This window comes from Rhodanobacter sp. UC4438_H5, assembly GCF_052978405.1.
The window spans coordinates 2,989,944-3,007,638 of sequence record NZ_CM129672.1 but is presented as its reverse complement, the minus strand read 5'-3'; the positions used below and the strand labels follow the sequence as shown (position 1 = coordinate 3,007,638).

12 protein-coding genes are annotated in these 17,695 nt (G+C 64.9%); 4 read left to right on the top strand and 8 right to left on the bottom strand.

Going from position 1 to position 17,695, the window contains the following annotated elements; genetic code table 11:
* Positions 1 to 82: 82 nt before the first annotated feature.
* The 4 genes from ACVCL9_RS13825 to ACVCL9_RS13810 all read left to right on the top strand — a co-directional run bounded on the left by ACVCL9_RS13825 (position 83) and on the right by ACVCL9_RS13810 (position 2,418).
* Complete coding sequence (locus ACVCL9_RS13825; protein WP_447097697.1) at positions 83 to 736, top strand: energy transducer TonB; 654 nt, start codon at positions 83 to 85, stop codon at positions 734 to 736.
* Positions 737 to 817: 81 nt separating this feature from the next.
* Positions 818 to 1,564: a MotA/TolQ/ExbB proton channel family protein gene (locus tag ACVCL9_RS13820; protein ID WP_395120759.1), complete on the top strand. Its 747-nt coding sequence runs from the start codon at positions 818 to 820 to the stop codon at positions 1,562 to 1,564.
* A gap of 11 nt (positions 1,565 to 1,575) precedes the next feature.
* Positions 1,576 to 1,998, top strand: a complete 423-nt coding sequence (locus ACVCL9_RS13815; protein WP_395120758.1) for an ExbD/TolR family protein — start codon at positions 1,576 to 1,578, stop codon at positions 1,996 to 1,998.
* Positions 1,999 to 2,004: 6 nt separating this feature from the next.
* Positions 2,005 to 2,418 carry an ExbD/TolR family protein gene (locus tag ACVCL9_RS13810; RefSeq protein ID WP_395120757.1) on the top strand — a complete coding sequence of 138 codons (414 nt, stop codon included), beginning with the start codon at positions 2,005 to 2,007 and terminating at the stop codon, positions 2,416 to 2,418.
* 145 nt (positions 2,419 to 2,563) lie between these two features.
* Here the strand turns inward: ACVCL9_RS13810 and ACVCL9_RS13805 are convergent, their stop codons facing one another.
* The 8 genes from ACVCL9_RS13805 to ACVCL9_RS13770 all read right to left on the bottom strand — a co-directional run bounded on the left by ACVCL9_RS13805 (position 2,564) and on the right by ACVCL9_RS13770 (position 17,654).
* Positions 2,564 to 3,307, bottom strand: a complete 744-nt coding sequence (locus tag ACVCL9_RS13805) for a pyridoxine 5'-phosphate synthase (RefSeq protein WP_447097698.1) — start codon at positions 3,305 to 3,307, stop codon at positions 2,564 to 2,566.
* Positions 3,308 to 3,386: 79 nt separating this feature from the next.
* A complete protein-coding gene (locus tag ACVCL9_RS13800) occupies positions 3,387 to 4,034 on the bottom strand; it encodes a 4'-phosphopantetheinyl transferase superfamily protein (RefSeq protein WP_447097699.1) in 648 nt (215 codons plus the stop codon).
* A 56-nt stretch (positions 4,035 to 4,090) separates the two neighbouring features.
* The gene (locus ACVCL9_RS13795; RefSeq protein ID WP_447097700.1) at positions 4,091 to 5,548 is read right to left on the bottom strand and encodes a glutamate synthase subunit beta; all 1,458 of its coding nucleotides are present in this window, start codon (positions 5,546 to 5,548) and stop codon (positions 4,091 to 4,093) included.
* A 22-nt stretch (positions 5,549 to 5,570) separates the two neighbouring features.
* Positions 5,571 to 10,256, bottom strand: coding sequence for a glutamate synthase-related protein (locus tag ACVCL9_RS13790; RefSeq protein WP_447097701.1), 4,686 nt, complete (start codon positions 10,254 to 10,256; stop codon positions 5,571 to 5,573).
* A 120-nt stretch (positions 10,257 to 10,376) separates the two neighbouring features.
* On the bottom strand, positions 10,377 to 12,317 hold the full coding sequence (acs, locus tag ACVCL9_RS13785) for an acetate--CoA ligase (RefSeq protein ID WP_447097702.1): 1,941 nt from the start codon (positions 12,315 to 12,317) through the stop codon (positions 10,377 to 10,379).
* Positions 12,318 to 12,544: 227 nt separating this feature from the next.
* Complete coding sequence (locus tag ACVCL9_RS13780) at positions 12,545 to 12,817, bottom strand: DUF4242 domain-containing protein (protein WP_447097703.1); 273 nt, start codon at positions 12,815 to 12,817, stop codon at positions 12,545 to 12,547.
* Between the two features lie 309 nt (positions 12,818 to 13,126).
* On the bottom strand, positions 13,127 to 15,280 hold the full coding sequence (locus tag ACVCL9_RS13775) for a TonB-dependent receptor family protein (protein ID WP_447097704.1): 2,154 nt from the start codon (positions 15,278 to 15,280) through the stop codon (positions 13,127 to 13,129).
* 28 nt (positions 15,281 to 15,308) lie between these two features.
* Positions 15,309 to 17,654, bottom strand: a complete 2,346-nt coding sequence (locus ACVCL9_RS13770) for a TonB-dependent receptor (protein ID WP_447097705.1) — start codon at positions 17,652 to 17,654, stop codon at positions 15,309 to 15,311.
* Positions 17,655 to 17,695 lie beyond the last annotated feature (41 nt).

Sequence of the window (17,695 nt, the reverse complement as noted above, 5' to 3'; positions counted from 1 at the left end):
CCGTCAGGTCCAACCAGACGGCTCCCGACAGGTCACTGCGGCGATGCGATCCCCCGATTGATCAGCTTCCAGATAGTGACAGATGGCCTCTAGTAACGAAGAAACCGGGCGTTTTAGTTGGAAGCGGACCTGGGCATTGGCAGTGGCCATCGGGCTGCACGCATTTGCCTTCCTGCTGATCGTGGCGCCGATGGCGCCGCCCAATCAGAACCACAAGGAAAAGGAAAAGATCGTCCAGGTCAGCTTCATCGAGCCGCCGCCGCCGCCGCCGCCACCGCCGCCGCCGCCGCCGGAGCCGCCGAAGCAGCCGCCGCCGAAGATCATCCAGCAGGTCAATCCGCCGCCGACCCCGCCGCCGCCGACCCCACCGCCGCCGGTGACCGAGGTTTCCGCCAATGCCGTGCAGGCGCCGCCACCGGCGCCACCCGCGCCGCCGGCGCCGCCACCGGATATCGCGGCCGGTTCGGACCTGAGCTACGGCACCCGTCCGAGTCCGCCGTATCCGCCGATGGCTGCCCGTCAGCGCCACGAGGGTACGGTGACCTTGCTGATCCTGGTTGGCCTGGACGGATCGCCAAAGTCCGTCGAGGTGGAAAAATCCAGCGGCTATCGCGAGCTGGATCGGGCGGCCAAGGACTGGGTCATGCGCCACTGGAAGTTCAATCCAGAGGTGAAGGCCGGCAAGAAAGTGGAGGGCTATGCTCGTGTCCCCATCAACTTCAATCTCAGTGGCTAGAGATAACCACTTCAACCCGCCGTAATCGGGCGACAATCGATTACGGTCACAGTTCACGCTTGACTTTTCTAGGGTAGCGTTATGTTCCTTCAGACTCCTGCTGCAACCGGCAACACCAACGCCGAAGCCATGAAACAGATGGGCTTCGAGAACCTGATGCAGAACTTCGACTGGCTCGGCTGGGTGGTCTTCGTGACCCTGGTCGCGATGTCGTTCCTGTCTTGGTACTTCATCATCGCCAACGGCATTCGCAATGCCACCGTGAAGGCACGGGCGGACAAGGTCATCGACGGTTTCTGGGGCAATGGCTCGACCCAGGACGCCATCCGTGAGCTGGAAGCGCAGCCCAAGAGCGAGCCGTTCTCCAAGATCGCGCTGGAAGCCGCTTCGGCGATGGCGCACCACCAGCAGAGCACTACCGGCACCGCCGGTCGCCTGGCGGAATCGCTGAGCCGCTCGGAGTTCATCGACCGCGCCCTGCGCCAGGCCGTGGCTCGCGAGAGCATGCGTCTGGAAGGCGGCATGACCCTGCTCGCCACGGTGGGCTCGGCCGCGCCGTTCGTCGGTCTGCTCGGTACCGTGTGGGGCATCTACCACGCCCTGATCGGCATCGCCGCCACCGGCAACGCCTCGATGAACGCGGTGGCCGGTCCGGTGGGTGAGGCGCTGATCATGACCGCCTTCGGTCTGTTCGCGGCCATCCCGGCGCTGTTCGCGTACAACTTCTTCAACCGCTCGAACCGCGTGGTCTACGCCCGCTTCGACGAGTTCGCGAACGACCTGCATGACTTCTTTGCAACCGGTTCGCGCATCGAAAGCACGAAGTGAGGGATTGACCCATGGCCGTAAGCCTAGGTGGTGATTCCACGGGCCCGATGTCGGAGATCAACGTCACGCCGCTGGTCGACGTGATGTTGGTGCTGCTGATCATCTTCATGATCACGGCTCCCCTGATGTCGCACTCGGTCACGATCGATTTGCCCATCGCCAACCCGAATGCCAAGACGCCTGATCCGAAGACGCCGCCGATCGACCTGGCGATCAAGGTCGATGGCAGTCTGTACCTCAACGATCAGCCGGTGACCGATGCGGAACTGCGCGCCAAGCTGCTGGTGGAAGCGCAGCTCACGCCGCAGCCCCAGCTGCAGATCCGTGCCGATCGCGAAGTGCAGTTCATGGTGGTGAAGAAGATCATCAGCGATGCGAAGGGTTCGGGCATGGTGCATGTCGCCTTCATGACCACCGACGCACCGAAGGGATAATTCGAGATGGCGATTTCAACCAAAAGCAGCGGCGGTGCGATGGCGGAGATCAACGTCACGCCGTTGGTCGACGTGTTGCTCGTGCTGCTGATCATCTTCATGATCACGGCGCCGATCCTGGCGCACAAGATCGAGGTCGATCTGCCGCAGCCGAACAAGGATGTGATCCCGCCCTCCAATCCGCCCAGCCCGATCAATCTGAAGATCGATCAGAGTGGCGCGTTCTACTGGAATGGCACGCCGGTCGACGAGCTGGGCCTGAAGGCGCAGCTGGCGGTGATCGGCCAGCAGTCGCTGCCGAACCAGCCGGAGATCCAGATCGCCGCCGATGACCACGTGGCCTACGAGTATGTGGCGCGGGTGCTGGCCGACGCCAAGAGCTACAACCTGGTGAAGATCGGCTTCAACGAAGCACGCTGAGCTCGGCGCAAAACGATCCAGGCAAGAGCCCCGCTTCGGCGGGGCCTTTGTTTTCAGAGCTCGGCACCGCGCCGTACCCCGGGAGGTGCCCGCTTGAGCGACGGGTCGCTTGCGGGAAGCGCTTGCCGGGCACGTCCGCCACTGCTCAGCGCAGGATCTGCAGGTAGTGGCGCACGGTGGTGGCCAGTCCTTCGTACAGGGCCTCGCCGATCAGGGCGTGGCCGATCGAGACCTCGGCGAGGCCGGGGATCGCGGCCTTGAAGGTGCCGAGGTTGGCCTGGCTGAGATCATGTCCGGCGTTGACCGCCAGGCCGGCCTGCTGGGCGCGGCGGGCGGTGTCGGCACATGCCGCCAGCGCCGCCGCAGGGTCGCCATCGGCGAAGGCCTCCGCATACGGGCCGGTGTAGATCTCGATGCGCTGTACGCCGATGGCCGCGGCCAGCTCGAAATCGCCGCTGCCCGCGTCGACGAACAGGCTGACCCGGCAGCCCAATGCATTCAGCTCATCGACCAGCGGCCTCAGGCGGGTGGTGTCCTGGCGCAGGTTGAAGCCATGGTCCGAGGTGATCTGGCCGTCGCTGTCCGGCACCAGGGTTACCTGGGTCGGGCGGACCAGGCGCGCGAGTTCGATCAAGCCGGGGTAATCGCCGCGCGGACCCGCGAACGGGTTGCCCTCGATGTTGTACTCGACCCGCCCGCGCAGCATCGCGGCCAGCGCACGGACGTCATCGGGCCGCACATGGCGCTGGTCCGGGCGCGGATGCACGGTGATGCCGCCGCAACCGGCCTCGATGCAGGTCTGCGCGGCATGGCAGATGTCGGGGCTGCGGCCGCCGCGCGAGTTGCGCAGGACAGCGATCTTGTTGAGGTTGACGCTGAGCAGGGTCATCGCGGAAACCACTCCGGGGCGGGAAGAATCGGCTGGCTGGCCCGGCAGCACGCCATGCCGACGGGTGACAGTGCACCGATCATTCGATGTCGGCAAGCAGCGTCGCCGCGCGCACCTTGCGCGGCGACCCGCGCCAGGCCAGCGCGGCGACCAGTTCCGGCGCGAGGTCGAGCCGCTGCAGTTGCCAGGCGCCGACATCTTCGCCGTCGAAGCGCAGCAGCTGCAATGGTTGCGGCGGCGCCGCCACGCGCAGCCGCTGCAGTCCGTAGCCGATGCCGCGTCCATGCGCCTTGAGCAGCGCTTCCTTGGCCGTCCACAGCGTCAGGAACGCGTCGTCGCGCGCGTCCACGGGCAACGCCGCCAGCGCCGCCGTCTCTGCCGCGTCGAAGAAGCGCCGGGCCAGCGCCAGCGCACGCGGTCGGGCTCGCCGGCGCTCGCCGTCGACGCCCGGCGCGATGCCACGGGCGATCGCCACCAGCGCATGGTCACCGCTGTGCGACCAGTTGAAATCCAGTGCCGTGCCGTGGCGCGGATCGAGCCGCGGCCGTCCGTGCGCGTCCTGCGTGAGCTGCAGCTCGCCGGCGTCGACGCCGAGATATGCGGCCAGTATCCGCAACAACGGCAGACGACCGGCTGCGCGGCGGTAGCCCAGATGCCAGACGTGCACCGTCTGGTCGTCCAGTTGCGCGGCAGCGGCGGCGGGAAGGGGCGGGAGCGTGTCGGTCATCCCGCTCATGGTGCGGCCCGTCGCGTCGCGGTACAAGCGACGCGACGGCGCTTGTGTCAACGCGGCAGGCGCGACGTGCCCATCAGGAACTCGTCCACCGCCTGCGCGCACTGGCGGCCTTCCCGGATCGCCCACACCACCAGCGACTGGCCACGGCGCATGTCGCCGGCGGCGAACACCTTGTCGACGCTGGTGCGGTAGGCGGCGCCGCCGTCGACCTTCGCCGCCGCATTGCCGCGCGCGTCCTTGTCCACGCCGAAGGCATCGAGCACGGCTTGCGTCGGCGACACGAAACCCATCGCCAGCAGGACCAGGTCCGCCTCGATCTCGAACTCGCTGTCCGGCACCTCGCTCATGCGGCCCTCGTGCCATTGCAGCCGCACCGCGGTCAGGCTGCGCACGCGGCCCTTGCCGTCGTCGTTGAAACGTTTGGTGGCCACCGCCCAGTCGCGCCGGCAACCCTCCTCGTGCGAACTGGAGGTGCGCAGCCGAATCGGCCAGTACGGCCAGGTCAGCGGCTTGTTCTCCTGCGCCGGCGGCTGCGGCAGCAGTTCGAACTGGGTGATCGCCGCGGCGCCCTGGCGGTTGGAAGTGCCCACGCAGTCCGAGCCGGTGTCGCCGCCGCCGATCACCACCACCTGCTTGTCGGTGGCAAGGATCTGCGACGCCAGCGCGTCGCCGGCCAGTACGCGGTTCTGCAGCGGCAGGAAGTCCATCGCGAAGTGCACGCCGTCCAGTTCGCGCCCGGGCAGCGGCAGGTCGCGCGGGGTCTCGGCGCCGCCGGCCAGCACCACCGCGTCGAAGTCCTGCTGCAACTGCTCCGGCGTCAGCGCGAGCTGCCCGTCCTTCGCGTCGGCGGCGTTGCCGACATACACGCCAGGGCGAAACTGCACGCCCTCGACGCGCATCTGATCGAGACGGCGGTCGATATGCTCCTTCTGCAACTTGAAATCGGGGATGCCGTAGCGCAGGAGCCCGCCGATGCGGTCGTTCTTCTCGAACACGGTGACCGCGTGGCCCGCACGCGCGAGCTGCTGTGCCGCGGCCAGGCCGGCCGGGCCGGAACCTACCACGGCCACGCTCCAGCCCGTGCGCCGCGCGGGTGGCTGCGGGCGCACCCAGCCTTCCTCCCATGCCTTGTCGATGATCTTGTGCTCGATCGACTTGATGCCCACCGCATCGCTGTTGATGTTCAGCGTGCACGCCGCCTCGCACGGGGCCGGGCAGATGCGGCCGGTGAACTCGGGGAAGTTGTTGGTCGAATGCAGCACCTCGATCGCGCGCTGCCAGTCCTGCCGATAGACCAGGTCGTTGAAGTCCGGGATCACGTTGTTGACCGGGCAGCCCTGGTGGCAGAACGGGATGCCGCAATCCATGCAGCGCGCGGCCTGGATCGCCGCGCCGGCGTCGTCCAGCTGCGGGGTGAACTCGCGCCAGTGGCGCTTGCGCAGGTTGGGCGCCTCGCCGGGTTCCGGCACGCGCGGGTAGTCGAGAAAGCCGGTGACCTTGCCCATGATCGTTGTCTCCCCGGGCCGCTCAGGCCGTGATGGCTCGTGTGCCGGGCGCTGTCGCTGCCCGGCCGGCTTCGCCCAGTGCGCGCCGGTACTCGTGCGGCATCACCTTGACGAAGTGCGTGCGCGCGTTGATCCAGTCGTGCAGGATCGCCTTGGCGCGGAAGCTGCCGGTGGCGCGGAAATGGCTTTCCAGCAGACGCCGCAGGATCGCCTCGTCGGTCTCGCCGGGGGCTCCGCGCACCGGCGCGTGCCAGAGTTCGCGCGGCACGCGCAGTTCCTGCTCGACCGTGGAGAGCAGCGGCTCGAGCGCCACCATCGCGAGATTGCAGCGCGCCTGGAACTGCACGTCCGGGTCGTACAGATAGGCCACGCCACCGGACATGCCGGCGGCGAAGTTGCGCCCGGTTTCGCCCAGCACCACCACGGTGCCGCCGGTCATGTATTCGCAGCCGTGGTCGCCGACGCCTTCCACCACCGCGGTGGCACCGGAGTTGCGCACGGCGAAGCGCTCGCCGGCGACGCCGTTGAAGAACGCCTCGCCGCCGGTGGCGCCGTACAGCACCGTGTTGCCGGCGATGATGTGTTCGGGCCCGAAGCCGTGGAAATCGTTCGGCGAACGCACGATGATGCGGCCGCCGGACAGCCCCTTGCCCACGTAGTCGTTCGCCTCGCCGACCAGGTCGAAGGTGATGCCGCGCGCCAGGAACGCGCCGAAACTCTGCCCGGCCACGCCATCGAGTTGCACGTGGATGCTGTCCTCCGGCAGGCCGGCGTGACCGTGCCGCCGCGCCAGCGCGCCCGACAGCATCGCGCCGACCGAACGATCCGTATTGCGGATCGCCACGATGAAGCTGCAGCGCTCGCCCTGCTCCAGCGCGGCGCGCGCCTTGTCGATCAGCGCGTGGTCCAGCGCGCGCGCGAGGCCGTGGTCCTGCTCGTCGACGTGGCGCCAGGCCACGTCGGCGGACACCGCCGGGCGGTGGAACACGCGGCTGAAGTCGAGCCCGCGCGCCTTCCAGTGCGCGATGCCTTGGCGCACGTCGAGCAGGTCCGCGCGCCCGACCAGTTCATCGAAGCGGCGGATGCCGAGCTGCGCCATGATCGCGCGCGCTTCCTCCGCCACGAAGAAGAAGAAGTTCACCACGTGCTCGGGCTTGCCGGCGAACTTGCGGCGCAGCACCGGGTCCTGCGTGGCCACGCCGACCGGACAGGTGTTCAAGTGGCATTTGCGCATCATGATGCAGCCTTCCACCACCAGCGGCGCGGTGGCGAAACCGAACTCGTCGGCGCCGAGCAGGGCGGCGACCACCACGTCGCGGCCGGTCTTCATCTGGCCGTCCGCCTGCACCCGGATGCGCCCGCGCAGTCGGTTCAGCACCAGCGTCTGCTGGGTCTCGGCCAGGCCCAGTTCCCACGGCGTGCCGGCGTGCTTGATGGATGACCACGGCGAGGCGCCGGTACCACCGTCGTGGCCGGCGATCACCACGTGGTCGGCCTTGCACTTGGCCACGCCCGCCGCGACCGTGCCCACGCCGACCTCGGACACCAGCTTCACCGAGATCGACGCCTGCGGGTTGCAGCTCTTGAGGTCGTGGATCAGCTGGGCCAGGTCCTCGATCGAGTAGATGTCGTGGTGCGGTGGCGGCGAGATCAGGCCCACGCCGGGCACCGAGAAGCGAAGTTGCGCGATGTAGTCGGACACCTTGTGGCCCGGCAACTGGCCACCCTCGCCCGGCTTGGCGCCTTGCGAGATCTTGATCTGGATCTGGTCGGCCGAGACCAGGTACGCCGCGGTGACGCCGAAGCGGCCCGAGGCCACCTGCTTGATGCGCGAGCGCAGTGAATCGCCGGGTTCGAGGGCGAGGTCGCTCTCGATGCGATCGGCGCCGAGGATGCTGCCCAGCGTTGCGCCCTCGCCGATGGCGATGCCGCGCGCCTCGTCGCGGTAGCGCGCCTCGTCTTCGCCGCCTTCGCCGGTGTTGGACTTGCCGCCGATGCGGTTCATCGCCACCGCCAGCGTGGCGTGCGCCTCGGTGGAAATCGAACCCAGCGACATCGCGCCGGTGGCGAAGCGCTTGACGATCTCCGCCGCCGGCTCCACCTCGTCCAGCGCGATCGCGGCCGCCGGATCGATGCGGAATTCGAACAGCCCGCGCAAGGTCAGCTGGCGGCGCGTCTGGTCGTTGATCAGCCGCGCATATTCCGCATAGGTCGTCGCACTGTTGGCGCGGGTGGCGTGCTGCAGCTTGGCGATGGAATCGGGCGTCCACAGATGGGCTTCGCCATCGGCTCGCCAGGCGTATTCGCCGCCGCCATCGAGTGCCTGACCTGCGTCGTCGGCCCACGCCGCCTCGTGCTGGCGCAGCGCCTCGGCGGCCAGCTCGAACAGGCCGATGCCCTCGATCGTGCTGGCGGTGCCGCTGAAGTACGTTTCCACCAGTTCGCTGTTCAGCCCCACCGCTTCGAAAATCTGCGCGCCGGTGTAGGACATGTAGGTGGAGATGCCCATCTTGGACAGCACCTTCTGCAGGCCCTTGCCGATCGCCTTGATGTAGTGCGCGATCGCCTGTTCCGCGGTGATCGCGCCGCTGACGGCGACGTGGCGGGCCAGCGTCTCCATCGCCAGGTACGGGTGGATCGCCTCGGCGCCGTAGCCGGCGAGCAGGGCGAAGTGGTGCACCTCGCGCGCCGAGCCGGTCTCCACCACCAGGCCGGCGCTGGTGCGCAGGCCGCGGTTGACCAGGTGCTGGTGGACCGCCGAGGTGGCCAGCAGCGCCGGGATCGCCACGCGCTCGCGGCCCGCGTGGCGATCCGACACGATCAGGATGTTGTGGCCCTGGCCGATCGCGTCGATGGCCTGTGCACACAGCGAGGCCAGCCGCGCCTCGATGCCCTGCTTGCCCCACGCCGCCGGATAGGTGATGTCCAGCTCGAAGCTGCGGAACTTGCCCTTGGAGTAGCGGCCGATCTTGCGGATCTTCGCCATGTCGGCGAAGTCGAGGATCGGCTGGGCGACTTCCAGTCGCAGCGGCGGGTTGACGTTGTTGATGTCCAGCAGGTTGGGTTTCGGCCCGATGAAGGAGACCAGCGACATCACCAGCTGCTCGCGGATCGGGTCGATCGCCGGGTTGGTGACCTGGGCGAACAGCTGGCGGAAGTACTGGTACAGCGACTTGTTCTGCTCGGACAGCACCGCCAGCGCCGCGTCGTTGCCCATCGAGCCGATCGCCTCCTGGCCGTCGTGCGCCATCGGCAGCAGCTGGAATTTGAGGTCTTCCAGCGTGTAGCCGAACATGCGCTGGCGTTGCACCAGCTGCTCGCCCGCGGGCGGCTCGACGTGGCCGACCGGCAGGTCGTCCAGGCGGATGCGGATGTGCTCGATCCACTGCTTGTACGGCCGCGCATTGGCCAGCTGGTCCTTCACCTCCTTGTCGTCGATGATGCGCCCCGCTTCCATGTCGATCAGCAGCATGCGGCCGGGCTGCAGCCGCCACTTCTTCACGATGCGCGGCTCGGGCACGGCGAGCACGCCGGCCTCGGAGGCGAGGATCACCAGGTCGTCGTCGGTGATGATGTAGCGCGCCGGACGCAGGCCATTGCGATCCAGTGTGGCGCCCACCTGGCGACCGTCGGTGAACGCGATCGCGGCCGGACCGTCCCAGGGCTCCATCATGGCCGCGTGGTATTCGTAAAACGCGCGGCGGTTGTCGTCCATCAGGGTGTGACGTTCCCACGCCTCGGGAATCATCATCATCATCGCGTGCGACAGCGGGTAGCCGGCCATCGTCAGCAGTTCGAGACAGTTGTCGAACGAGGCGGTGTCGGACTGGCCGGGATAGATCAGTGGCCACAGCTTGGCCAGGTCGTCGCCGAGCACCGGCGAGGAGATCGCGCCGGTGCGCGCGTTCAACCAGTTGACGTTGCCCTTGACCGTGTTGATCTCGCCGTTGTGCGCGACCATGCGATACGGATGCGCCAGCTCCCACGCCGGGAAGGTATTGGTGGAGAAGCGCTGGTGCACCAGCGCCAGCGCCGACACCGCACGCGGGTCGGTGAGGTCCGGATAGTAGGTGCCGACCTGGTCGGCCAGCAGCAGGCCCTTGTAGACCACGGTGCGGGTGGACATCGAAGGCACGAAGTATTCGCGGCCGTGCTTGAGGTTCAGCGCGCGGATCGCGTGGCTGGAAGTCTTGCGGATCACGTAGAGCTTACGCTCCAGCGAATCGGGCACCATGATGTCCGCGCCGCGGCCGATGAACAGCTGGCGAATCACCGGCTCGCGCGCCTTCACCGCGGGCGACATCGGCATGTCGCTGTCCACGCGCACGTCGCGCCAGCCCAGCACCACCTGGCCTTCGGCGCGCACGGTACGTTCCAGCTCCTGTTCGCACGCGCGGCGCGAGGCGTGCTCCTTGGGCAGGAAGATCATGCCCACGCCGTATTCGCCCGGCGGCGGCAGCTGGATGCCCTGCAGCGCCATTTCCTCGCGGTAGAGCTGGTCGGGGAGCTGGATCAGGATGCCGGCGCCGTCGCCCATCAGCGGGTCGGCACCAACCGCGCCACGATGATCGAGGTTGCGCAGGATCAGCAGCCCCTGTTCGATGATCTGGTGACTCTTGCGCCCCTTGATATGCGCCACGAAGCCCACGCCGCAGGCGTCGTGCTCGTGCCTTGGGTCGTACAAACCCTGCGCGCGTGGCTGGTCCATGGTCTGGGCTCCCGAAACAAGGGGGGAGTCTCGACTATAGTGCGTTGCAACAAAAATAAGCAAGCAAAATCAAATGGACGTATATATGGCCGAATCCATGGCCGGACGATCCGATCCAGATTATTTGATCAAACGTTCGTCGACCAGGTTCTGTACCACGCCCGGGTCAGCCAGCGTGGTGATGTCGCCGAGCTGGTCGGGGCGGTTCTCGCCGATCTTGCGCAGGATGCGGCGCATGATCTTGCCCGAGCGGGTCTTCGGCAGGCCGGGCGCCCATTGCAGGTAGTCCGGCGTGGCAATCGGGCCGATCTCCTTGCGCACCCAGGCGATCAGCTCCTTGCGCAGCTCGTCGCTGCCGGTCTCGCCGGCGACCAGGGTGACGTAGGCGTAGATGCCTTGCCCCTTGATGTCGTGCGGGCAGCCGACCACCGCAGCTTCGGCGACCTTGGGGTGCGCCACCAGGGCGCTTTCCACCTCGGCCGTGCCCAGGCGGTGACCGGAGACGTTGATCACGTCATCCACGCGACCGGTGATCCAGTAATAGCCGTCCTCGTCGCGACGGGCGCCATCGCCGGTGAAGTAGTTGCCGGGGTAGGCGCTGAAATAGGTTTCGATGAAACGCTTGTGGTCGCCGTAGATCGTGCGTACCTGGCCGGGCCAGGAATCGGTGATCAACAGGTTGCCCTCGGCGACGCCCTCCTGCACCGCGCCGTCGGCGTCGACGATCGCCGGCTTGATGCCGAAGAACGGCAGCGTGGCCGAACCGGGCTTGGTACCGATGGCGCCGGGCAACGGCGAAATCATGATGCCGCCGGTTTCGGTCTGCCACCACGTGTCCACGATCGGGCAGCGCTCCTCGCCGACCACGCGGTGATACCACTCCCAGGCTTCCGGATTGATCGGTTCGCCGACCGAGCCGAGCAGTCGCAGGCTGGCGCGGGAGGTGCGTTTCACCGGCTCCTCGCCTTCGCGCATCAGCGCGCGGATCGCGGTGGGCGCGGTGTAGAAGATGCTGACCTGGTGCTTGTCGACCACCTGCCAGAAACGGCTGTAATCGGGATAGTTGGGCACGCCCTCGAACATCACCGTGGTGGCGCCGTTGCAGAGCGGGCCGTACACCACGTAGCTGTGGCCGGTGACCCAGCCCACGTCGGCGGTGCACCAGTAGACGTCGTCCTCGCGCAGGTCGAACACCTGCTCGTGGGTGTAGCTGATGAACACCAGGTAGCCGCCGGTGCTGTGTTGCACCCCTTTCGGCTTGCCGGTGGAACCGGAGGTGTACAGCACGAACAGCGGATGTTCGGCCTCGACCGGGGTGGCCGGGCAATCGGCCGACTGGCCTTCCATCAGCGTGTGATAATAGCGGTCGCGCGGCGACTGCATGTTCACTGCGGCGCCGGTGTGACGCACCACGATCACGGTTTCCACGCTGTTCGTGTTCGGCCGCTCCAGCGCGGCATCCACGTTGACCTTCAGCGGAATGTGCTTGCTTGCGCGCAAGCCCTCGTCGGCGGTGATCACCACCTTGGCCTGCGAGTCGGCGATGCGGCCGGCCAGCGAATCGGGCGAGAAACCGCCGAACACCACCGAGTGGATCGCGCCGAGCCGAGCGCAGGCCAGCATGGCGACCGCGGCCTCGGGAATCATCGGCAGATAGATGGCCACGCGATCGCCCTTGACCACGCCCAGGTGCTTCAGCGTGTTGGAGAACCTGCACACTTCGGCGTGCAGCTCGCGATAGGTGATCCGGCGCGAGTTGGCCGGATCGTCGCCCTCGAAGATGATCGCCACCTTGTCGCCGCGCTTCTCCAGCTGGCGGTCGAGGCAATTCGCGCTCACGTTGAGCTCGCCGTCCTCGTACCAGCGGATGTGCAGGTCCTTCGGATCGAACGAGACGTTCTTGATCTTCGTCGGCGGTCTGGTCCAGTCCAGGCGCTTGGCGATACCTGCCCAGAATGCCTGCGGATCTCTCACGGATTCGGCATACATGTGTGTGTAGTCGTCGTGGTTGGTGCGCGCAGACGCTGCAAACTCGGGGTCGACCGGATAGGTGCTGGACATGGATTTTCTCCTGCTGGACTGGATGGGAGTGATTCAGGCAACCTGCGACAGCCATCGATGCCGCGCTGTGTGCGGTCCTTGAGTTAGCCTGATCGTAATACGACTGGGAGTCGGTACTTCGCTACACAAATAAAGATAGGCGCGTTTGATCCTGCCCGCTCCCGGATCGCGCCGGCTGTCGGCATTAAAAAGGGGGCTGCCGTTGTCAGCGGCGCCGCCGGATGGTGCTACTCAGCCGTTGTTGGATCAATGATTGAGGCAACTTCGGACACACGATTCGCAGGAAAGCCCCCTTCCTCGGCGTGTTTCCGAACCATTTCCTCATCCGGAGCGATGTATACGCAATAGATCTTGTCGCCGGTCACGTAGCTTTGGAGCCATTGAATCTGTGGCCCGATATTGCTCAGTACACCGCAAGACTTCTGCGAAATGGCCTTTAGTTCCTGGGGCGACAACTTCCCGGCACCAGGAATATCACGTTCGATCACGTATTTCGGCATGGCATGGTCCTCTGTTGTCTAGAAGCATAAATAATGGTCAGGCCCATCAGAAAATGTTTCTGCACAAAGGGATCAATGGCGCATCCAGGCGGCCAAGGCTCGCGCCAGAGACTACGCCACCGACCATCGCATGACCATCGTCAGCTACCTGATGTGCTCCAACCTCCAACACCTGCCGAAGAACCCATGGACGCAAGCGATTCGACAGGTTGCGGCGTGAAGATCAACCACGCCAAACGCGAAAGAGCCTCCATGCAGGGATGCCCGCTCCGTCGCGACATCCGCGAACATCGTATGTAATCGGGCAAATCAGAATTTGTAACTTGCACTCAAGCCGAGCATGAAATTGCGGCCCGGTGCGGACTGGAAGAAGCGACCGTTGCCGGAGTTGACGACAACGGCACCGACGTAGTTGCGATCGAAAAGGTTGTTGATACCTGCAAACTCGCTGACCTGCCAGCCGCCCGCGTTTTGCCTGAACGCCAGATGATAATCGACCACGACGTAGCTACCGGCGAAGTCCGTGTTTTTGTTGTCGACATAAACGCGATCACGCCACTGCGCGCTTAGCGAGGTGGAAAATCCAAGCGGGCGGTACTGCCAGTCCCACTCGCCGTACACCATCTGGCGCGGCACGCCTGGCATTCGATGGCCGTCGAGCGCTCCGCCATCGAAAGTCGCGTGCAGGTAACTATAGGCCAGGTAACCACTGAAGCCGCCGGAAAAGGCCTGCTGAATGCTCAGTTCCAGCCCGTGTCGCTTCGTGCTTCCGGCATTGGTGAAACTGTCGCGACCGTCATTGGATGCGCCAACGACAATATCGTTTGTGGTCGATATGTTGAAAAGTGCCAAGTCGAATTTTGTCGCAGCCCAGCTCCCCTTTAGCCCTGTCTCATAGTCGCGACTCTTGCTTGGCTGCAAGGCTTGATTAAAGCCGGCCCGACCGTCGGGCCGATAGGCGAACTCGGAGAGCGTCGGGGTTTCGAAGCCCTGGCCGTAATTCGCGTAGACGTTCAGATGCGGATTGATTTTGTAGAGCACGCCTGCAACCGGATTGGTACTCGAAAAATTCCGCCTGCCACTGTCGTCGGGATCTTCGGGCGTTATGTAGTGATCGTCGCTTCCGAACTTGACGTTCGAATGACGCAGGCCAGCGACGATGACCCAACGATCGGGCTTCCATTCGAGCTGGGCGTATTCCCCGGCCTGACTGGAAAAATCCCTCTCGTTGCGACGCAGCTCCCCTTCCACGCCTGCATCATTGACCCAGCCCTTGCGCAGCTCGCGCAGGTGGTCGTACTCGATACCCGTAATCAGGTCGAGCGATGTCGAGGTGAGCGGAAAACTGTGCACCCAGCGGACACCGCCGCCCCTGGACCTGTTTTTCAGGTCGACCACCGCGCCGCCGCCATTGGTGGAATCGCCGCGGAAAGGAAGGAACTGGACCACGCGCCGGGAACCACCGTAGCCCATCACATGCAGATGATCGCTCTGGCCGATTTGCTGTTCGTATACAGCGCCAAGCTGGCGGTCACGATGGCTTTCACCCGCGCCGAACTTGAACACGCCTGGCACCGCGAAGCTTGGGTCTTCCCGTGCCTGTTGCTTGGTCAGGCTCGAAGGATCCTCGGCGAAGGGCTGGTTCTCGCCGTTGAGCAGCAGCGTCAGCGAAGCGTCCTTGCTGATGTCGTAGCGGAACTTTGCGCGCAGATTGTCGCGCTCGGCCTTGCTGTGTTGACGAAAACCGTCGGTTTCGAAATGCGTGCCATCCACGACATAGTTGAAGTTGCCGACCGTGCCACCCGCATCCAGCCGCTGGATGCGGGTGCCATAGCTGCCGAATAGCGTGGAAGCCCCGACCGTCGGCTGCTCCGGGCCGTCCTTGGTGAATATCTGGATCACGCCCCCGGCGGCATTGCCGTACAGGGCCGAAAACGGCCCGCGCAACACCTCGATATGCTCCGCGGTAGCAAGGTCGAAGGGATCGGTCTGGCCCTGCCCGTCCGGCCCGGACACCGGAATGCCGTCCACCAGCAGGCGGATGCCGCGCACGCCAAAGGAGGCGCGTGAACCAAAACCACGAATGGAAATCTGCGAATCCTGCGCGTAGCTCTGGCGATTCTGCGCGACAATCCCGGGTATCCGCGCAAGTGACTGGGAAAGTGCGGATGCCGGAGCGCCATCGGCGATCTTGTCTTGCGTGACGACGCCAACAGCGGCGGGCACGTCGAGGTCGGGCTGTGGAATGCGGGTCGCGGTCACCACGACCACGGGTAGCGTCGTCGTAGACGATGTTGTCCGTGCGGTATTGGTCTGCACATCCTCCGCATGAGCCGCAGGCAGGACCAACGAGACAAGCACCAACGCTTCCGAGAGACTGCGCCAAATGAATGCGCGTGGAGCAAGGCCCCTGGCCGCGCCGTTCATCAAGCGCCTATCGGGATTTTCAAATTGATCAAGCATTATTGTTACCCGTCCAATGGAAACGAAGCTATAGCGAAACCTTGAAGCCAACCCAAACACCGCGAATCTCGCCCGGGCCATAGAAGCGCGGGTCGTCAAATTCCGGCATGATTTCGTCGGGTTCACCAAGTGTTCCGAACGTGACGTAGTGGCGGTCGAACAGATTGTCGATACGTGCGAATAAACTGAAGTGTGCAGTCACGTCGTAATTGGCTCGCAGGTTCACCACCACATATCCGCCGGTCTGCGCGAGCAGATTGGCTTCGTCACTGCGCAGGTACTGGCCGGAGTTCGCGATGATTTCGCCACCCATGGTCAACTTCGGTGTAATCGAAAAATCGGCGCCAAGTTTGAAGCTGTTGCGCACCAGGCTGGGAATGCGGTCACCCTTGCGCACGAATATCTCATCATCTTCATCGGCGTCAGGGTGGTTGGCGCTCTTCTCGAAGAAGCTGGTCCGATAGGTCGCATCAAGCCAACTGTAGTTTGCGTACCAGTGCAGACGCCGGTCCCATGCGGTGCCGGCGATGCTGGCCTCGAGGCCCTGCCGACGCGTGTCCCCGACATTGGCAAAGAAGCCCTCGTTGGACTTCGTTCCACCGGTGGCCTGAAACAGGATGTCATCGGTGTTGATAGTGCGAAACAGACCCACATGCCAGTGGCCAAGGTTGTTGCCGCCGGCGAACCTGCCGCGCAAGCCCGCTTCCCAGCTCTTGGCGACGACCTGTCTTAACGGCGGATCGGACAGAAACTGGTTGGGCAGCTTGCAGGGGGCATCCTCGTCCGCGCAGGTTAGTTCGACCGACGTGGGTGCGCGCGTGGATTCGCTGTAGCCGCCGTAAACGTTCACCGCGTCAGTCCATTGCCAGGTGAGTCCGGCCGCCGGATTGACGCGCGAAAAACGGTGCTTGCCGTCCAGCGCGGGATTGATACCGGTCGGATCGTTGATCGTGGTGCGTGTCCGGTTGCCTCGCGCCGACACCGTCAGTGCGAGGCGGTCGGTGATCGACAAGGTATCGGTGAGGTACAGGCTGATCGTGCGCGTGTGGCTATTGACGCTCAGTGCGCCTGCCGGAATCAGGATGCCTGAATCGGACGACGTCACCCGGTTTGGCTGCAGGACTGCCATTTCCAGGGCCGAGTTGTAGTCGAGGCGGCCGTTCATGTAATCCAGGCCCGCCACAAACTGGTTCTCCAAAGGGCCGAGTGGCTGGTTGAATGCGAGCTGCACGGTACCACCGTCGCTCGTCTGGTTCCGGTGGCCGATATTGTTGATCGCGTCGAAGTCGGAGGAAACAGTATTGCCGTTCTGGTCGATGATCGGTGCGTCGTCGTGGTCCTCGTCACAAAGGATGTCATCGTCGTCGTCGCACTCGTCGAAATCGCTGGCATCGCCGTTGTACGACAGCGTTTTGACTTTGCGGTGGAACACGGTGAACGAGAGCTTCGTGGCGTCGTTGATATCAACGGTTCCCTGGCCGCTGATGAGACCCATATCGTTGCTGGTGTTGTCCGGCGCCGTGAAGATGCCTCTCCAGCGTTCGGCGAGCAGCTCGACCGGCGCGCTGCCGTTACCGACCAGGTCGGTTTTCGCGTGGCCAAGGTGCAAGTCGAACGTAGCGGCTTCGCTACGCCAGGACAGGGTGCCGTAAAAGTTGCGAGCGTTTGAGGGTGACTGGTCGCGCCAACCGTCCTCGTCGAAGCGATTGCCCATCAGGTACCAGCCCCAGCGGCCGGAGTTGCCGGCGGTCTCGAAGGTGGCGTTGGTGCGCCCGAATGATCCACCGTAGAAGGAGAGGCGCGTACCTGGGTCGCTGAAGCCCGTCTTGGTCTGGATCGAGATCGCACCCCCAAGCGTGTTCAGGCCGAACACCGGGTTGGCGCCGGCAAGCAGGCTCATTCGCTCAATGGCGCCAGTCGGGATCAGGTCCCAATTGACCGTATCGCCAAACACTTCATTGACGCGCACCCCATCGAGGTAGACCGACATGCCCTCGGAGCCACCAAGCAGCGGCGTCGCGGTGAACCCGCGGAACTGGACATCCGCCTGCAGCGGGTTGTTCTGCGCGCCGTTCGTCGTTACACCGACAAAACGACGGTTGGTGAAGTCGGTAAGGTCGAGTACTTGCGCGCGATCCATCTGGTCGTCGTTGGTCGACTGCACGTAATACGGCAGCTTGCCGGGATCAATGTCGGTGCCGGTGACAGGTGTCACGCCGACCACCCTGATCAGGTCAAGTTCGGTGACGTTCTGGGGGTTGGTCTCGCGGCTGCTTTCTTGTGCGAATACGGAGCTGCTCGCGACGATCAGCGCCAGTGCGATCGATAGTGGGCCGAGTCCGCGAAAGCGCCGCGATTTCTTGTGAGCTGCCATCAAGCACATTCCTTTCCATTCTTCAGTGTTGCCGGGAAGAT

What these genes read in the sequence shown, in the direction of transcription:
- ACVCL9_RS13780 (WP_447097703.1), bottom strand. Translation starts at nt 12,817, where the DNA reads ATGCCGAAATACGTGATCGAACGTGATATTCCTGGTGCCGGGAAGTTG.
- ACVCL9_RS13775 (WP_447097704.1), bottom strand. Translation starts at nt 15,280, where the DNA reads ATGCTTGATCAATTTGAAAATCCCGATAGGCGCTTGATGAACGGCGCG.
- ACVCL9_RS13815 (WP_395120758.1), top strand. Translation starts at nt 1,576, where the DNA reads ATGGCCGTAAGCCTAGGTGGTGATTCCACGGGCCCGATGTCGGAGATC.
- ACVCL9_RS13790 (WP_447097701.1), bottom strand. Translation starts at nt 10,256, where the DNA reads ATGGACCAGCCACGCGCGCAGGGTTTGTACGACCCAAGGCACGAGCAC.
- ACVCL9_RS13820 (WP_395120759.1), top strand. Translation starts at nt 818, where the DNA reads ATGTTCCTTCAGACTCCTGCTGCAACCGGCAACACCAACGCCGAAGCC.
- ACVCL9_RS13795 (WP_447097700.1), bottom strand. Translation starts at nt 5,548, where the DNA reads ATGGGCAAGGTCACCGGCTTTCTCGACTACCCGCGCGTGCCGGAACCC.
- acs (WP_447097702.1), bottom strand. Translation starts at nt 12,317, where the DNA reads ATGTCCAGCACCTATCCGGTCGACCCCGAGTTTGCAGCGTCTGCGCGC.
- ACVCL9_RS13770 (WP_447097705.1), bottom strand. Translation starts at nt 17,654, where the DNA reads ATGGCAGCTCACAAGAAATCGCGGCGCTTTCGCGGACTCGGCCCACTA.
- ACVCL9_RS13800 (WP_447097699.1), bottom strand. Translation starts at nt 4,034, where the DNA reads ATGACCGACACGCTCCCGCCCCTTCCCGCCGCCGCTGCCGCGCAACTG.
- ACVCL9_RS13825 (WP_447097697.1), top strand. Translation starts at nt 83, where the DNA reads ATGGCCTCTAGTAACGAAGAAACCGGGCGTTTTAGTTGGAAGCGGACC.
- ACVCL9_RS13805 (WP_447097698.1), bottom strand. Translation starts at nt 3,307, where the DNA reads ATGACCCTGCTCAGCGTCAACCTCAACAAGATCGCTGTCCTGCGCAAC.
- ACVCL9_RS13810 (WP_395120757.1), top strand. Translation starts at nt 2,005, where the DNA reads ATGGCGATTTCAACCAAAAGCAGCGGCGGTGCGATGGCGGAGATCAAC.